This is a genomic window from Duganella sp. FT27W (assembly GCF_009295655.1).
Lineage (GTDB): Bacteria > Pseudomonadota > Gammaproteobacteria > Burkholderiales > Burkholderiaceae_D > Rugamonas > Rugamonas zoogloeoides.
This window is the reverse complement of sequence record NZ_WHIV01000004.1, coordinates 612,721-627,623: the sequence shown is the minus strand read 5'-3', so window position 1 is coordinate 627,623 and position 14,903 is coordinate 612,721. Positions and strand designations below refer to the sequence as shown.

16 protein-coding genes are annotated in these 14,903 nt (G+C 64.8%); 8 read left to right on the top strand and 8 right to left on the bottom strand.

All coding sequences use genetic code 11. From position 1 onward, the window contains the following. Positions 1–2 precede the first annotated feature (2 nt). Positions 3–626, top strand: a complete 624-nt coding sequence (locus F8197_RS19935; protein ID WP_056142421.1) for a chemotaxis protein CheB — start codon at positions 3–5, stop codon at positions 624–626. Next, positions 626–1,825, top strand: a complete 1,200-nt coding sequence (locus F8197_RS19930) for a hybrid sensor histidine kinase/response regulator (protein ID WP_152883301.1) — start codon at positions 626–628, stop codon at positions 1,823–1,825. The genes F8197_RS19935 and F8197_RS19930 overlap by 1 nt, the downstream gene beginning before the upstream one ends. Before the next feature lie 50 nt (positions 1,826–1,875). On the opposite strand, the gene F8197_RS19925 is transcribed toward F8197_RS19930, so the two are convergent. The 5 genes from F8197_RS19925 to F8197_RS19905 all read right to left on the bottom strand — a co-directional run bounded on the left by F8197_RS19925 (position 1,876) and on the right by F8197_RS19905 (position 5,747). Then, positions 1,876–2,316 (bottom strand): EF-hand domain-containing protein, encoded by a 441-nt coding sequence (locus F8197_RS19925; protein ID WP_227012330.1) that lies wholly within the window; start codon positions 2,314–2,316, stop codon positions 1,876–1,878. Positions 2,317–2,476: 160 nt separating this feature from the next. Beyond that, positions 2,477–2,965 carry a nucleoside deaminase gene (locus F8197_RS19920; RefSeq protein WP_152883300.1) on the bottom strand — a complete coding sequence of 163 codons (489 nt, stop codon included), beginning with the start codon at positions 2,963–2,965 and terminating at the stop codon, positions 2,477–2,479. Between the two features lie 10 nt (positions 2,966–2,975). After that, positions 2,976–4,055 (bottom strand): BMP family ABC transporter substrate-binding protein, encoded by a 1,080-nt coding sequence (locus F8197_RS19915; RefSeq protein WP_019923935.1) that lies wholly within the window; start codon positions 4,053–4,055, stop codon positions 2,976–2,978. Positions 4,056–4,086: 31 nt separating this feature from the next. Next, positions 4,087–4,953 (bottom strand): hypothetical protein, encoded by an 867-nt coding sequence (locus F8197_RS19910; RefSeq protein WP_019923934.1) that lies wholly within the window; start codon positions 4,951–4,953, stop codon positions 4,087–4,089. A gap of 80 nt (positions 4,954–5,033) precedes the next feature. Next, a complete protein-coding gene (locus F8197_RS19905) occupies positions 5,034–5,747 on the bottom strand; it encodes a GntR family transcriptional regulator (RefSeq protein ID WP_056142410.1) in 714 nt (237 codons plus the stop codon). Between the two features lie 259 nt (positions 5,748–6,006). On the opposite strand from F8197_RS19905, the gene F8197_RS19900 reads away from it, so the two are divergent. The 5 genes from F8197_RS19900 (at position 6,007) to F8197_RS19880 (ending at position 11,753) form a co-directional block, all read left to right on the top strand. Next, entirely contained in the window at positions 6,007–7,557 is a 1,551-nt protein-coding gene (locus F8197_RS19900) for an ABC transporter ATP-binding protein (protein ID WP_152883299.1), read from the top strand. Further along, positions 7,544–8,620 (top strand): ABC transporter permease, encoded by a 1,077-nt coding sequence (locus tag F8197_RS19895; RefSeq protein WP_227012329.1) that lies wholly within the window; start codon positions 7,544–7,546, stop codon positions 8,618–8,620. Before F8197_RS19900 ends, F8197_RS19895 begins: the two co-directional genes overlap by 14 nt. Further along, positions 8,617–9,543: an ABC transporter permease gene (locus F8197_RS19890; RefSeq protein WP_152883298.1), complete on the top strand. Its 927-nt coding sequence runs from the start codon at positions 8,617–8,619 to the stop codon at positions 9,541–9,543. Before F8197_RS19895 ends, F8197_RS19890 begins: the two co-directional genes overlap by 4 nt. A gap of 167 nt (positions 9,544–9,710) precedes the next feature. Further along, the gene (locus F8197_RS19885; RefSeq protein WP_152883297.1) at positions 9,711–11,372 is read left to right on the top strand and encodes a PAS domain-containing methyl-accepting chemotaxis protein; all 1,662 of its coding nucleotides are present in this window, start codon (positions 9,711–9,713) and stop codon (positions 11,370–11,372) included. Between the two features lie 69 nt (positions 11,373–11,441). Beyond that, complete coding sequence (locus F8197_RS19880) at positions 11,442–11,753, top strand: 2Fe-2S iron-sulfur cluster binding domain-containing protein (protein WP_152883296.1); 312 nt, start codon at positions 11,442–11,444, stop codon at positions 11,751–11,753. Here the strand turns inward: F8197_RS19880 and F8197_RS19875 are convergent. Continuing rightward, on the bottom strand, positions 11,701–12,606 hold the full coding sequence (locus F8197_RS19875) for an AraC family transcriptional regulator (RefSeq protein ID WP_152883295.1): 906 nt from the start codon (positions 12,604–12,606) through the stop codon (positions 11,701–11,703). The genes F8197_RS19880 and F8197_RS19875 overlap by 53 nt on opposite strands. A 110-nt stretch (positions 12,607–12,716) precedes the next feature. Here F8197_RS19875 and F8197_RS19870 point away from each other — a divergent pair, with 110 nt between their 5' ends. Continuing rightward, complete coding sequence (locus F8197_RS19870) at positions 12,717–13,253, top strand: carboxymuconolactone decarboxylase family protein (RefSeq protein WP_152883294.1); 537 nt, start codon at positions 12,717–12,719, stop codon at positions 13,251–13,253. 3 nt (positions 13,254–13,256) lie between these two features. On the opposite strand, the gene F8197_RS19865 is transcribed toward F8197_RS19870, so the two are convergent. Next, positions 13,257–13,577: a hypothetical protein gene (locus F8197_RS19865; RefSeq protein WP_152883293.1), complete on the bottom strand. Its 321-nt coding sequence runs from the start codon at positions 13,575–13,577 to the stop codon at positions 13,257–13,259. An 81-nt stretch (positions 13,578–13,658) separates the two neighbouring features. Next, complete coding sequence (locus tag F8197_RS19860; protein ID WP_152883292.1) at positions 13,659–14,894, bottom strand: ABC transporter permease; 1,236 nt, start codon at positions 14,892–14,894, stop codon at positions 13,659–13,661. Positions 14,895–14,903: the final 9 nt, after the last annotated feature.

Here is a 14,903-nt window from a genome sequence, read left to right as displayed (position 1 = left end):
CCATGCTCGATGCCGCCACCGCGCTTGCCGCGATCGACGCCGTCCTGGCCAGCCACCGCACCCGCATCGAGGCGGTCATCATCGGCGCCTCGGCCGGTGGCGTCGGGGCGCTGCTCAAGCTGCTGCCGGGCTTGCCCAAGCAGTATGCGCCGGCCGTGGTGGCGGTGCTGCACGTGCCGGAAAACCGGCAAAGCCAGCTGGCCGACGTGTTCGCCCAGCGCATGGCGCTGCCGGTGCGCGAAGCGGCCGACAAGGAAACCTTGACGTCCGGGACGCTCTACTTTGCCGGTTCCGGCTACCATTTGTCTGTCGAGTCGGATTACTGCTTTTCGTTAAGCTGCGAAGCGCCGCGTAATTTTGCCCGGCCATCGATCGACATCCTGATGGAGTCGGCGGCCGATGCCTACGGGCCGGCCCTGATGGGCATATTACTGACCGGGGCCAACCATGACGGCGCCGCAGGCATGGCGGCCATCGGCCGCGCCGGCGGCCTCACCGTGGTGCAAGACCCGCAAGATGCCGAAGTGGCGACCATGCCGCAGGAAGCGATCCGCGTGCGCCACCCCGACCTGGTGCTGCCGCTGGACGCGATCCATACATTGCTGTTGAAGCTGGAGAAGAACTGATGCAAGCCGAGCAACCGACCAAACTGCTGATCGTTGACGATCTGCCGGAAAACCTGCAAGCCCTGAACGCCGTGATCCGGGGCCCGGGCCGCGAGATCTTCCAGGCCGGTTCGGGCGACGAAGCGCTGGCGCTGCTGCTCCAGCACGACTTCGCCATGGCCTTCCTCGACGTGCAGATGCCGGGCATGGACGGTTTCGAACTGGCCGAACTGATGCGCGGCACCGAGAAAACCCGGCAAATCCCGATCGTGTTCGTCACTGCCGCCGGCAAGGAACTCAATTACTCGTTCAAGGGCTACGAGGCCGGCGCCGTCGATGTGCTGTACAAGCCGCTCGATTCGCGCGCCGTGCGTGGCAAGGTCGAAGTGTTCGTGGCGCTGTGGGAACAGCGCGAAGCGATGCGGCGCCAGGTGCAGGCCCTCGAGGAAGCACGGCAGGCGCAGGAAGCCATGCTGGCCGAACTGAACGTGGCGCAAGCGCAGTTGCAGCGCGCGCTGGCCATGCGCGACGAATTCATGTCGATGGTCTCGCACGAAATGCGCACGCCGCTCAACACGCTGTACCTGGAAACGCAATTGCGCAAGATGCAGCTCGAACGCGGCAACATGGCGGCCTTCGGCGCCGAGCAGCTGCAGCGCATGGTCGCGCGCGACGACCGCCAGATCCAGAGCATCATCCGCCTGATCGACGACATGCTCGACGTCTCGCGCATCCGTTCCGGCAAGCTGTCGTTGCGGCCGGGCTGGGTGGAAATGTCTGGCCTGCTGCGGCGCGTGGTGCACGACCTGACGCCGCAGGCATCGACTGCCGGTTGCAGCATCGGCCTCGACGCCGGCACGCCGGTGTCCGGCTGGTGGGACGAGTTCCGCATCGAGCAGATCGTCGTCAACCTGCTGACCAACGCCATGCGCTACGGCGCCCAGCGGCCGGTGGCGGTGGTGCTTACCGTGCAGGAGGAACAAGTGCTGGTGGAAGTGCGCGACCAGGGCCCCGGCATCGCGCCCGAGCTGCAACAGAAAATTTTCGAACCGTACGAGCGCGGCGTGGGCAACGAAGTGCCGTCCGGCCTGGGCCTGGGCCTGTACATCTCGCGCGAACTGGCCGAGGTGCACCAGGGCAGTCTGACCGTGCGCAGCGTGCCGGGCGAGGGCGCAATCTTTACGCTGGCGCTGCCCCGCTCGGACGCGCCGCCGGTATAGGGCGCAAACCTGCTGCGCGTCCCGCGACGGTTTTCGAGGCCCTATGCTCCCTATCTGGAATTGGCTTCTTCGCGGCGGCGGATCAGGTAGGCGTTGACGTCGTCGATGGTGACGTGGCCGCGCTGGGCGGTGTCGATATTGTCGAAATTTTTCTCGACCACCGACAGGCCGGCCTGGTGCGCTTCCTCGCGGTTGAGCGTGCCGCTGTTGTCGAGGTCGGCATCATTGAACCGCTTTTTCAGGTTCTGCATCGGTTGCAGGCGCAGCAGTATCGGCCCCGGACCGGTTGCAGGAGCAGGGGCGACATCGCGCTTTGGCTGGCGCATCGAGCGCGGCACATAGGCATCGGAATACGGCGTGGACACGGCTGCCTTGGCCGTCATATTCGCGGTCAGGTCGGCAGGTGGTGTCTGGGCCTGGGCCGGCGTCGGCGCCATGGACAGGCTGCCGACCGTTGCCGCTGCGGCGGCTAATAATTGTAATCTCGTCATAGTTATCTCCCCCGCATCGCGTGATGCCTGGTTCAGGGTGATACTGTGATCCGATTACGAAAAATTAGCAATCGCTGTCGATTGCAGCCAGCCCACGCGCCCGCATGCCAGCCCCGGTTGTGGCCCGGAAGCATCACTTGCGGGCAACAACCTTGTTCGATCAGCTATTTCCACCGCCATCCCAAAACCCCGCATGCGCCAGCCGGGCCTCGTCCTCGCGCAGCGGCCCGATCACTTCAGTCGGGCGCTGGCCGGCTGCGAAGACGGTGCGGCATGGCAGCGCCAGGGTCGGATTTTCGGGATCGCTACCGGTCAGTTGCAACAGGCTTGCTTCCGACAGCGCATACACGACCCTGCCCACGCCGCTCCAGTAGGTGCCGCCACTGCACATGGCGCATGGTTCGGCGTTGGCGTACAACGTGGCCGTGGCCAGTTCGGCCGGGCCGTACTGCTGCGAGGCCAGGCGCAGCGCGTTCATCTCGGCGTGCGCGGTGCGGTCGCTCGATGACGCATTCATCGCCGACGAAATCACCGTGCCGTTTGCCGCCACGACCATGGCGGCAAACGGATGGTGGCCCTCGTCGCGCGAGCGCTGCGCCAGCGCCAGCACTTCGGTGATGAATGCGTGATCCTGCGCGGTGGCGGTCATTGTGCGCTCCTTATTTTGGAATCTTGCCATCGACGCCCTGCACGTAGAAATTCATCTGCAGCAGGTCTTTTTCCGGCGCGCGCACACCAGCGGCGTACTTGACGGCGCCCGTCTGATCCTTGATCGGACCGGTGAACGGGGCAAACGTGCCGGCGGTCAGCGCAGCCTTCTTCTCCTCGTAAATCTTGGCCGCATCGGCCGGCACCACCGCGTTCAGTTTCGACATCTTGACCATGCCTTCCTTCAGGCCGCCGCGATAGTCGCTGGTCTTCCAGGTACCGGCGATGACTGCCTTGGCGGTGTCGATGTAGTAGCCCGACCAGTCGTTGGTGGCGGCCGTCAGGTGGGCCTTCGGTGCGAAGCGCGACATGTCGGAATCCCATCCGAATGCGTACACGCCTTTTTCCTGCGCCACTTGCAGCGTGGCCGGCGAGTCGGTGTTTTGCGCCATCACGTCCGCGCCTTGCGCCACCAGGGTTTCCGCTGCCTGGCGTTCCTTGGCCGGGTCGTACCACGAGTTCACCCAGATCACCTTGGTCTTGATTTTCGGATTGACGCTTTGGGCGCCGAGCGTAAACGCGTTGATGTTGCGGATCACCTCGGGTACCGGGAACGAGGCGATGAAACCGAGCGTGTTCGACTTGGTCATCTTGCCGGCCAGGATGCCGTTCAGGTACGAGCCTTCGTACAGGCGCGATTCGTACGTGGCCAGGTTCTTGGCGCTTTTGAAACCGGTGGCATGGACAAAGGTGACACCGGGCGCCGACTTGGCGACTTTTTCGGTGGCGTTCATATAGCCGAACGACGTGGTGAAAATCAGTTTATTCCCTTCGGCGACCAGCTTGCGGATCACGCGTTCGGAGTCGGCGCCTTCGGGCACGTTTTCAACGAAGGTGGTTTTCACCTGGGCGCCCAGGGCTTTTTCCAGCGCCAGGCGACCCTGGTCGTGGGCGTAGGTCCAGCCGGCGTCGCCGACGGGGCCCACGTACACAAAACCCACCTTCAACGGCTCGGCGGCGAACGACGGGATGGCGGCGGCCAGGGTGCAGGCGGCGGCGATGGCGGTCAATGCGGTGCGGCGATTCATCATGCGTTTTCCTTGAAGGGTGAATTAAAAGTGATCAGAAGTGATATTCGGCGCGGACCATCGGCGTGCGGGCGGTGGCGCCGTTGTTGTTGCGGTCCGGGTTGCCGAACTTGTTCTTCCAGTACTGGTACTCGACGCCGACCTTGAACGTGTTCTTCCCCGCGCCGATGGCGCCGCTCATGTCGTACATGATCTGCATGTCGATATTGGTTTCCGGCGCGGTGCCGCCGCCGAATTCATTGGTGCCCTTGGCGGTGATGAAGTTGGCATAGCCCTCGAAGCTGAGCGGAATGCCGATGTCGAACGGGATGCCCCAGGCGCCGGTCAGCATGGCGTGGGTCTTGTACGAGTAGCGCGGCGTGGCCTGGTTGGTGAAGGTGCTGTACGGCGCGTTCGATTCCCAGATCGCCAGCACGCTCACGTCGAGAAAGCCGGGTACGTCGAACATCAAGGTCGGGCCGGCGACGACCATGCGCTTCTTGGAGTTGTAGCCGGCGTCGGTCTTGCTGTTGTAGTCGAAGCCCAGGGTGGCGCCCACGCCGCGCACGGGGCCGAAGGCGTAGCTCTTGCCGGCGATCTTGCCGAAGTCCAGCGTGTGGCGGTACACCGCGTACGCCTCGTGGGCGCCGCTGTTGGAGCCGGCCGACGACGGGTCGAGATTGGACGACATCAGCAGATCGACGCTGAAAAAGTTCTTGCCGTACTTGTAGCCGGAGACGTGGCTGAAGTTGACGATGTTCTTGGTGATGTCGTTGTCGTTGAACGGCTCGGCGAACTTGGTGCCGTAACGGTAGCTGAGCGACGTGTCGCTCCAGTCGGCCGCCTGGCTGGTGCCGACGGTGCTGGCGGCAAGAAGTGCGAGAACTGCGGTGCAGCGGATCAGACGTGAACGACGTGGCATGTGCGGGCTCCGGTAAGTTGATGGTCAATGCATTCCTGCCTATCCCTTTAGCAAGGATCAGGCCAGCGTTTTTAATTCATTTACAGGCCGCTGAGCGCCTGCGCCAGGTTCACCTTGCGGTCCTGTCCCGCCAGGTGCAGGCGCGCTTCGATCGCCAGCAGGTGATGTTCGATCAGGTGGATCGCTTCCTTCACTTTGCCCTGCTCGATCAGCGTGGCCAGGTCCTGGTGTTCGTCGTTTTCGCACATGGCGCTGCCCGGGGTTTCATACAGCGCGATGATCAGCGAGCAGCGCGACACCAGCTCTCCCATGAAGCGCAGCAGCACGTGGTTGCCGGCCAGTTGCGCCAGCAGCAGGTGGAATTCGCCGCCCAGGCGTATCCACGCGGCGCGGTCGCCGCTGCGCCGGGCCGCGTCTTCCGCTGCCAGCGCGGCGCGGATTTGCTTGAGCGATTCCGGCGTGGCGTGGCGGATTACCAGCGGCACGATCTCGCGTTCGAGCGCGCGGCGGGCGGCGAAAATCTCGCGCGCCTCCTGCGGCGTGGGCGAGGCGATTACTGCGCCACGGTTGGGCCGCAGCTCGATGATGTGGTCGTGCGCCAGGCGTTGCAGCGCCTTGCGCACGGTGGTGCGGCTCACCTGGTAAAGCTCGCAGAAATCGGCTTCGCCCAGGTGGGTGCCGGGCGGCAGGCGGTGGCTCATCACGGCGGTAACGACCGCCTTATAGATACGCATGTCGATGGCGGTGGTACCGCGTTTGACGGCAGCTGGATCGGCTTTGCGCGGGTCGGGCATGGTTGGGCTCCATATCAGTAGTACTGCCCGTACAAAGCAGGAAGCGTGCTAGCAGAAGCAACAGAATCGCCGCACGATTGTGTACGAAATCACTTTGTTTTTGCATCCACTCGCACCCTTTTGGGGAGCCGTGCATCCTGCTTTAGTGCGGCGCGCACAGCGAGGCGGCATGCGTACCCACAGGCTCCGGTGGCATGTTACTTGCGTCTGTTGGCGTATTCGACGTGACTTCACTTTGTATACGATAAAGGACCGGCAGATGACTGAACCACGCTTGCAGATGCTGGGCATCTCCAAGATCTATCCCTCGGTGGTAGCCAACGCCGATGTCAACCTGACTGTCATGCCCGGTGAAATCCACGCCGTGCTGGGCGAGAACGGCGCCGGCAAGAGCACGCTGATGAAGATCATCTACGGCGTGGTGAAACCCGACGACGGCCAGATCATGTGGGAAGGCCGGCAAGTGCATATCAACTCGCCGCACGATGCGCGCAAGCTCGGCATCGGCATGGTGTTCCAGCACTTCGCGCTGTTCGAAACGCTGACCGTGGCCGAGAACATCGCGCTGGCGCTCGACGAGAAAACGTCGCCGGCGGCACTGGCGCCGCGCATCCGCGCCGTCTCGGAACAATATGGCTTGCCGCTCGATCCGGCGCGGCTGGTGCACAGCATGTCGGTGGGCGAGCGCCAGCGCGTGGAGATCGTGCGCTGCCTGCTGCAGTCGCCGAAACTGCTGATCATGGACGAGCCGACGTCGGTGCTCACGCCCGACGCGGTACTGAAACTGTTCGAGTCGCTGCGCCGGCTGGCGGCGGAAGGCGTGAGCATTGTCTACATCAGCCACAAGCTCGACGAAATCCAGACGCTGTGCGACAAGGCCACCGTGCTGCGCGGCGGGCGCGTGTCCGGCACCGCGTTGCCGAAGCAGGAAAGCGCGCGGTCGCTGGCCGAGTTGATGATCGGCCGCGAGCTGCCCGTGTGCGTCAGTACGCCGCAGCAGCCGGGCGACGTGGTGCTGCACCTCGACGCCCTCAACATCGAGAGCGACGACCCGTTCGGCACGCGTTTGAAAGATATCAGCCTGGCGCTGCGCGCAGGCGAGATCGTGGGCATTGCGGGCATTTCCGGCAACGGCCAGCAGGAGCTGCTCAAGGCCATCTCGGGTGAGCGGCCGCTGGGCCGGCGCCAGGGGGCGATCCAGTTGTTCGGTCAGGACGTGGGAGCGCTCAACGCGGCGCAGCGGCGCCAGCGCGGCCTGGGCTTCGTGCCCGAGGAACGGCTGGGCCGTGGCGCCGTGCCCGACCTGTCGCTGGCCGATAACGCGCTGTTGACCGGCTATGTGCCGCCGGCCACCGGCATGGTCAAACGTGGCCTGGTCAAACGCGGCGCCGTGGGCGCGTTCGCACGCGATGTCATCGAGCGCTTCAAGGTCAAGTGCGGCGGCGAGCGGTCGGCCGCTGCCAGCCTCTCGGGCGGCAACCTGCAAAAATTCATCGTCGGGCGCGAGATCATGCTGGCGCCGACCGTGATGGTGTTCGCCCAGCCCACCTGGGGTGTCGATATCGGCGCGGCCATGCTGATCCGCCAGGCCATCATCGACATGCGCAACGCCGGCGTGGCGGTGCTGGTGCTGTCGGAGGAAATCGAGGAGCTGTTCATGCTCAGCGACCGCATCGCGGTGCTGGCCGATGGCCGCCTGTCGCGCGCGGTGCCCACGGTGGACACCAGCATCAACGAAGTCGGCGTGTGGATGAGCGGCGATTTCAACTATCAAGGCGCAGTCAAAGGAGATTCGAATGTCCCGGCTTGAAAAACGTCCCGAACCGTCCCGGCGCATGATGCTGGCCTCGCCCCTGATCGCGGCGGCGGCCATGCTGGCCACCGGCTCGCTCTTGTTCCTGTTCCTCGGCCAGGAGCCGCTGCACGCGTTCTACGTGTACTTCATCAAGCCGTGGACCACCCTGTACGGCGTGGGCGAGCTGCTGCTGAAAGCGACGCCGCTGATCCTGTGCGGCGTGGGCCTGGCCATCGGCTTTCGCGCCAACGTCAACAACATCGGCGCCGACGGCCAGTTGACGGTGGGCGCGATCGCGGCCGGCGCCGTGGCGCTGCAATTTCACGAGGTGGAGGCGTGGTGGGTGCTGCCGCTGATGATCCTGGCCGGCGCCGTGGGCGGCATGCTGTGGGCGGCAATCCCCGCCTTGCTGCGCACGCGGTTCAACACGAGCGAAATCCTGGTGAGCCTGATGCTGGTGTACGTGGCGTACCACCTGCTCAGCTACCTGGTGCACGGGCCGATGCGCGACCCGGACGGGTTTAACTTTCCACAATCGAAAATGTTCAGCGAGTCGGCGACGTTGCCATTGCTGGTGGAAGGCTTGCGGCTGAATGCGGCGTTCATCCTGTCGCTGATCGCCGCCGGTGCGGCGTGGTTCTTTTGCCGCCATACCTTTGCCGGCTACCGCATGCAGGTGAGCGGCATGGCGCCGGCCGCCGCGCTGTACGCGGGGTTTAGCGAACCGCGCAACGTGTGGCTCGCGTTCATGGTCAGCGGTGCGCTGGCCGGCGTGGCCGGCGTGGGCGAGGTGGCCGGGCCGCTGGGCCAGTTGCAGCCGTCGGTGTCGCCCGGCTACGGCTTTGCCGCCATCATCGTCGCGTACGTGGGCCGGCTGCATCCGCTGGGCGTGGTGCTGTCGGCGCTGTTGATGTCGCTGCTGTACATCGGCGGCGAGACCGCGCAGATCGAGCTGGGCGCGCCGTCGGCAATCACCGGCGTGTTCCAGGGGCTGCTGCTGTTCTACCTGCTGGCGGCCGATTTGTTCATCCACTATCGCATCAAACCGCATAAGCGGATTTCAGGAGTACCAGCATGATGACCACCGAACTGTTGATCGCCTTTTTGGCCAGCACCGCCGGCGCCGCCACGCCGCTGGTCGTCGCCTCGATGGGCGAGCTGGTGACCGAGCGTTCCGGCGTGCTCAACCTCGGCATGGAGGGCATGATGCTGGTTGGCGCCGTGGTGGGCTTCGGCGTCACGCTGGGCACCGGCAGCATGGTGCTGGGCCTGCTGGCGGCGATGGCGGCCGGCATGCTGATGGCGCTGGTGTTCGGCTTCCTGGTGCTCACCCTGCAAACCAACCAGGTGGCTACCGGGCTGGCGCTGACGCTGTTCGGCATCGGCGTCTCGGCGTTCCTCGGTCGCAGTTTTGTCGGTCAGACCGTGGAGCGCATGCCCAACCTCGACATCCCGCTGCTGTCGGATTTGCCGTTCATCGGGCCGCTGCTGTTCCGCTTTGACGCCATGACGTATGCGTCGGTGGCGCTGGTGGTGGTGATCGGGGCGATGCTGGCGCGCACCCGGCTCGGATTGGTGATCCGCGCGGTGGGCGAGTCGCCGCACAGCGCCCACGCGATCGGCTTCAACGTCATCGCGCTGCGCTATGGCACGGTGCTGTTCGGCGGCGCCATGGCCGGCCTGGGGGGCGCTTACCTGTCGCTGGCCCTGACGCCGATGTGGGTGGAGGGCATGACGGCCGGACGTGGCTGGATCGCGCTGGCGCAGGTGGTGTTCGCGACCTGGAAGCCGCGCGGCGTGCTGGTGGGCGCTTACCTGTTCGGCGGGGTGACGGTGCTGCAATTCCACGGCCAGGGAATGGGGCTGGCGATTCCGTCGGAATTCCTGTCGATGCTGCCGTATGTCGCGACCATCGTGGTACTGGTGCTGATCTGCCGCAATCCGCAGACAATCTTGCTCAATAAGCCAATGTCGCTGGGCCAGAACTTCAAAGCGGACTGAACATTGTTGTATCGGTGCAAAAAAACACGGTATTGCGACAATTGGTGAGATTTCGCAATACCTAAACCTCTTATTCTCCGTCCACAGGTTAAGTCCGCCTGTGGCGCGCCCCAGCCCCCGGTCCGCCTCCCGCCAAGTACAACATCCCTGGTACACAAGGAGCCGCCATGCGCATGAACACCCCCATTACCCAGAACGAATACATCATGGAGGATGGTAAAACCATCGTCTCCAGCACCGATTTGCAGGGCAATATCAATTACGCCAACCCGTATTTTCTTGAAGTGAGCGGCTTTACCGAAGCGGAAGTGATGGGCGCACCGCAAAACATCGTGCGTCACCCCGACATGCCGGTCGAAGCATTTGCCGACCTGTGGGCCACCATCAAGGCCGGCATGCCGTGGACCGGGCTGGTAAAGAATCGCTGCAAGAACGGCGATTACTACTGGGTGCTGGCCAATGTCACGCCGGTGATCGAGCAGGGCAAGCAGGTGGGTTACCTGTCGGTGCGCACCAAGCCGTCGCGCGAACAGGTGCGCGCGGCCGATGCGCTGTACCGTGACATCAAGGCCGGCAATCCGCGCGGCCTGCGCATCCAGAACGGCCGCGCCGTCTCCGGCGGCGTGTTCGCGCGCCTGAAGGAATCGCTGGCAATGTCGCTCAACCAGCAGATCGCGCTGGCCACGGCAGTGGGCGCTGCCCTCATGCTGTTGCTGGCGTTGTGCCTGTTCACGCTGGGCGAGGCCACGCTGCAGCAGTCGCGCGGCTGGCTCGGGGGCATTGCGCTGGCGACGATTGCCGGCATGGCGCTGTTCGGTCGCAGCCTGTACGTCAACGTGGCGCTGCCGCTCAAGCACGCCACCAAGGCGGCGCGCATGATGGCCGGCGGCGATCTGACTGCCACCATCGACGTGCACCGCGACGACGAGATGGGCCGCCTGCTGGCCGCGCTGCGCCAGACCAATATCAACCTGCACAGCATCATCGGCGACGTGCGCGCCAATTTTGCCGAGATCACGACCGCTACTACCGAAATTGCCAACGGCAATATGGACCTGTCGGGCCGCACCGAGTCGCAGGCGTCGAGCCTGCAGCAGACGGCTTCGAGCATGGAGCAGCTGACGTCCACCGTGCAGCAGAGCGCCAACAACGTTGCCAGCGCCAACCAGCTGGCCGAGGAAGCCAAGCAGGTGGCCGCGCACGGCGGTGACATCGTCTCGCAGGTGGTGACCACCATGGGTGACATCAGTACTTCGTCCACCAAGATCCTCGACATCATCGGCCTGATCGACGGTATCGCCTTCCAGACCAACATCCTCGCGCTCAATGCGGCGGTGGAGGCGGCGCGCGCCGGCGAGCAGGGGCGCGGCTTTGCAGTGGTGGCGTCGGAAGTGCGCGGTCTGGCGCAGCGCTCGGCCACGGCCGCCAAGGAAATCAAGACCCTGATCGACATGTCGATTTCCAAGGTGCAGGCCGGCACTGCGCTGACCAATAGCGCCGGCGTGACCATGGGCCAGGTGATCGAATCGGTGAGCAAGGTGTCGCGCGTGATGGGCGAAATCTCGCACTCCACGCGCGAGCAGAGCAACGGCATCGGCCAGGTCAACCAGGCCGTGATCCAGATCGACGACATCACCCAGCAAAACGCCGCGCTGGTGGAGCAGGCCGCCGCTGCCGCCGGCAACCTGGTCGAGCAGGCGCGCAATGTCTCGCAGGCGATGGCCGTGTTCAAGCTCCAGCATGCGCCGCGTCCCGGCCCTCGGTCTGCCACACCGGCCGCGCGGCCAGCGGCCGTAAAAACCAAACCCAAGCTGGTGGCGCATGGCTAGTGGCGGGAATCAGGCCCCTTGCGGCTGAAGCGTGCCGTATCATGATGGTTTTGACCGGCGGGCTATTGCATGCACGGCACTATTATCATCACTCTGGCGGGGCAGGGCTGGACCTTCGAGGCTGACCCTGGCGCCACCGTGCTGGAGGCGGCGCAGCGGGCTGGCATCCGCTTGCCCAGCTCGTGCCGCAACGGCACCTGCCGCACCTGCCTGTGCCGGCTCGAGCGTGGCGCCATCCATTACAGGATCGACTGGCCCGGCGTGAGCGTGGACGAAAAGCGCGAGGGCTACATCCTTCCCTGCGTGGCCGTTGCCGATACCGATCTGGTCATCGCTGCACCCGCCGCCACGCGCCCGGTCCTGCCCCGTAGCGACGCTTGAAGGCGCGGTGGAACGCCGCCTCCGACTGGTAACCAACCATCTCCGCTACTGCGCCTGCAGCGTGCCGCCCCGACTCCAGTAAGCGTGCCGCCTGCGCCATGCGCAACTGCGTCAATACCTCCAGTGGTGCGGCACCGGCAGCCCTGCCGAACACGCGCGCGAAGGTGGCGCGCGACATGTGGCACAGGGCGGCCAGCGTGGCCAGCGTCCACGGCTGCTGCGGCGTTTCCAGCATGGCGTGCAAGGCCGGCTGCACGCGTCGCTCGGCCAGCACCGCAAACACCCCGGGCACGTCGGGCGACTGCGCCAGCCAGGCGCGGATCAGGAGCGCGAACAGGGCCGATGCCAGTTGCCGCACAATGGCGTCCGAGCCGTCGCCGGGCGCCTCGGCCTCGGCCTGCAACAGGTCCATCACCTGGCGCAGGCCGCGCGCTCCAGAGCCTGCGCCACGTACCACCAGCACCGGCGGCAGCGCCGCCAACAGGCCGCCGTCCGGGCTGTCGCTGTCGAAGCGGAATTCCCCGCACAGGATGTCGGTGGGAGCGCCGTCGCCGTCGTTGCCCTTGTAGCGCAGCAAGCCGTTGCCGTCGCCGTGCAGCGGCGTGGCCAGCGATGGGTCGCCAACGTGAAGGCGGTGCGCGGCGCCGTGCGGGAATACCACCAGGTCGCCAGCGCCCAGCACCAGGCCATTGACGCCTTCCAGGTGGGCGGCGCCGCACGTGACCAGGTGGTAGGGCGCCACGCCGCGCGCGGCCGGCGGATGGTCGAGCAGCCACGGCGCGCCGAAGTGGCAGCGCACATCGAGCGTGGTGCGCACGGGATAGAGCGAGAGCAGACGGCTGAGAGTATCCATATCGATCGCGGTTGAGACGAATGAGCAAATTATAGTGCCGGATGGGCATTCATTAGCTCGCCACACACGCCTACACTGTGTCTCATACCAACTCATTCAAGGAAGCCATCATGGAACGCCTGTTCAACCAGCCAGTCGATGCCGCCACCGGCAAAGCCGCCCAACTGTTTACCGCCATTCGCGGTGCGGTAGGCATGGTCCCGAATGCCTACGCTGCCATCGGCAACAACAGCCCGGTTGCGCTGGAAGCGGCGCTAGGTCTCGACGGAGCGCTGCGCAAGGGCAGCCTGTCGGCACGTGAACTGGAAGTGGTCAAGCTGGCCGTGAGCGAAATTGCCGGTTGCGACTACTGCCTGGCCGCGCACACGCTGTTCGCCGGCAAGCTGGGGCTGGCCCGGGAGACCATCGTCCAGGTGCGCCGCAATCAACCGACCGGCGACGCCCGCCTCGATGCGCTGACCAGCTTTGTGCACAGCGTGGTGGCCACGCGCGGCGAGGTGCCGGCGCCCGTGGTGGCGGCAGTGCAAGCGGCCGGCTACACCGATGCGCAGATTGTCGATACGCTGCTGGCGGTGACGTCGATCACTTTTACCAATCTGTTCAACCGGGTCAACGCGACTACGCTGGACTTCCCGGCTGCCGACTAATCGCTACCCGCCCTGCGGACCGCTGCCTTTCCTCAGGCGGTCGAGCAGGGCGTCGGTGGAAGCGCTGAGCGGCACGCCGTGGCGGCGCAGCAGCTGGATGTGCAGCACCAGGTTTTCCAGCACCAGCTTGGCCGCCACCGCCAGCAAGGTGAGCTGTTTGTCTTCCTCGCTGAAGTTGTCCATGGCCTCGGCCATCTCGCACAGGTGGTTGGCGATCAGGCCGCGCAGTTCCTGCTCCTCGAACGGCAATTCGGCGAAATCGATCGGATCTTCCTGCTCCACTTCCTGCATCAGCAGTTCCAGCTCTTGTGGCGTAATCGACATGCGGGGCTCCGATGGTGGTTGACGCGATCTCATTGTAGCGAATCGGCCGCGTCGCCGCGCCAGCTGCGCACCGGCTGCGGCCTACTCGTACCGCAGTGCGTCGATGACGTTGAGATCGGCCGCCTTGGCGGCCGGCAGGATGCCGAACAACACGCCGACTGCCGACGAGAACGTGAGCGACAGCACGATGGCCCAGAGCGGAATATCGGGCGCGGGAAAGCCCGGAATCAGGGCGCCGATCACGAACGCCAGGCCATAGCCCAGTATCAGCCCCAGCACCCCGCCGATCGAGGAGATCGCCACCGCTTCGATCAGGAACTGGGTCAGGATATGCGAACGCGGCGCGCCCAGCGCCTTGCAAATGCCGATTTCCCTGGTGCGCTCGGTGACCGAGACGAGCATGATGTTCATGATGCCCACGCCACCCACCAGCAGCGAAATGCTGACGATGCCGACCAGCACCACTGTCAGGCTGGACAGGATCTGGGTAAACGAGTCCGTCAGCTGCTGCGAAGTCTGTACCTTGAAGTCGTTTTTTTGCCCGGGCTTGAGCTTGTGCGCGCTGCGCAGCAACGCCGTCACCCGGCTCTGGATTTCTTCGAGCTGTTCGATGCGGTCGACGTTGAAGGTGATGCCGACGTCCTGGCTGGCAAGATTGCCTGCCAGTCCCAGGCCGACCGAGAACGGAATGATCATGTAGTCGTCCTGGCTGATGCCGAGGATTTCGCCGCGCGGCTCGGCCAGCCCCACCACCTTGAACCAGTTGCCGTTGACCTGCACGTATTGTCCGACCGGGTTTTTGGGCAGCAGCAGATTTTCGCGCAGCGTCTCGCCGATCACGCAGACATTGCGCCCCGATTCCTCGTCCGTCGCATTGAGAAAGCGGCCGGCCTCGGTGTAAGCCTCGTAGGCGTCCTGGTAGCTGGGCGTGCTGGCAATCACGCGGCTGTAGCTGGTCTTGTTGCCGGCCTTGACCGTAGTGCCGAATTTTCCCACTGGAGAAAACGACGGTGTAATGCTGGAAATGCCGTCGATGCTGCGCCGCACCTTGTCGAGGTCGGACAGTGTCAGGCGGTTCTGCTTGCCCTGCAGCTGTTCTTCGAACGAGGTGTCCGAGCGCAGCGTCAGGCTGTTGCTGCCCAGGCCCTTGAAGCTGGCCGCGATGGTCGACGTCAGCCCCTGCACCGTGGCGACCACGGCAATCACCGACGCCACGCCGATGATGATGCCCAGCGAGGTCAGAAAGCTACGCAAGCGGTGCGCGTGGATACTGGCCAGGGCCGACGCGAAACAGTCACACAGCATGCGGAAAGCCATCGCCACTCC

Bases quoted from the DNA above. Each gene is read 5' to 3' on its own strand.
- F8197_RS19935 (WP_056142421.1), top strand. From the start codon at position 3: ATGCTCGATGCCGCCACCGCGCTTGCCGCGATCGACGCCGTCCTGGCC.
- F8197_RS19880 (WP_152883296.1), top strand. From the start codon at position 11,442: ATGCACGGCACTATTATCATCACTCTGGCGGGGCAGGGCTGGACCTTC.
- F8197_RS19875 (WP_152883295.1), bottom strand. From the start codon at position 12,606: ATGGATACTCTCAGCCGTCTGCTCTCGCTCTATCCCGTGCGCACCACG.
- F8197_RS19870 (WP_152883294.1), top strand. From the start codon at position 12,717: ATGGAACGCCTGTTCAACCAGCCAGTCGATGCCGCCACCGGCAAAGCC.
- F8197_RS19885 (WP_152883297.1), top strand. From the start codon at position 9,711: ATGCGCATGAACACCCCCATTACCCAGAACGAATACATCATGGAGGAT.
- F8197_RS19925 (WP_227012330.1), bottom strand. From the start codon at position 2,316: ATGACGAGATTACAATTATTAGCCGCCGCAGCGGCAACGGTCGGCAGC.
- F8197_RS19900 (WP_152883299.1), top strand. From the start codon at position 6,007: ATGACTGAACCACGCTTGCAGATGCTGGGCATCTCCAAGATCTATCCC.
- F8197_RS19920 (WP_152883300.1), bottom strand. From the start codon at position 2,965: ATGACCGCCACCGCGCAGGATCACGCATTCATCACCGAAGTGCTGGCG.
- F8197_RS19930 (WP_152883301.1), top strand. From the start codon at position 626: ATGCAAGCCGAGCAACCGACCAAACTGCTGATCGTTGACGATCTGCCG.
- F8197_RS19910 (WP_019923934.1), bottom strand. From the start codon at position 4,953: ATGCCACGTCGTTCACGTCTGATCCGCTGCACCGCAGTTCTCGCACTT.
- F8197_RS19860 (WP_152883292.1), bottom strand. From the start codon at position 14,894: ATGGCTTTCCGCATGCTGTGTGACTGTTTCGCGTCGGCCCTGGCCAGT.
- F8197_RS19865 (WP_152883293.1), bottom strand. From the start codon at position 13,577: ATGTCGATTACGCCACAAGAGCTGGAACTGCTGATGCAGGAAGTGGAG.
- F8197_RS19915 (WP_019923935.1), bottom strand. From the start codon at position 4,055: ATGATGAATCGCCGCACCGCATTGACCGCCATCGCCGCCGCCTGCACC.
- F8197_RS19905 (WP_056142410.1), bottom strand. From the start codon at position 5,747: ATGCCCGACCCGCGCAAAGCCGATCCAGCTGCCGTCAAACGCGGTACC.
- F8197_RS19890 (WP_152883298.1), top strand. From the start codon at position 8,617: ATGATGACCACCGAACTGTTGATCGCCTTTTTGGCCAGCACCGCCGGC.
- F8197_RS19895 (WP_227012329.1), top strand. From the start codon at position 7,544: ATGTCCCGGCTTGAAAAACGTCCCGAACCGTCCCGGCGCATGATGCTG.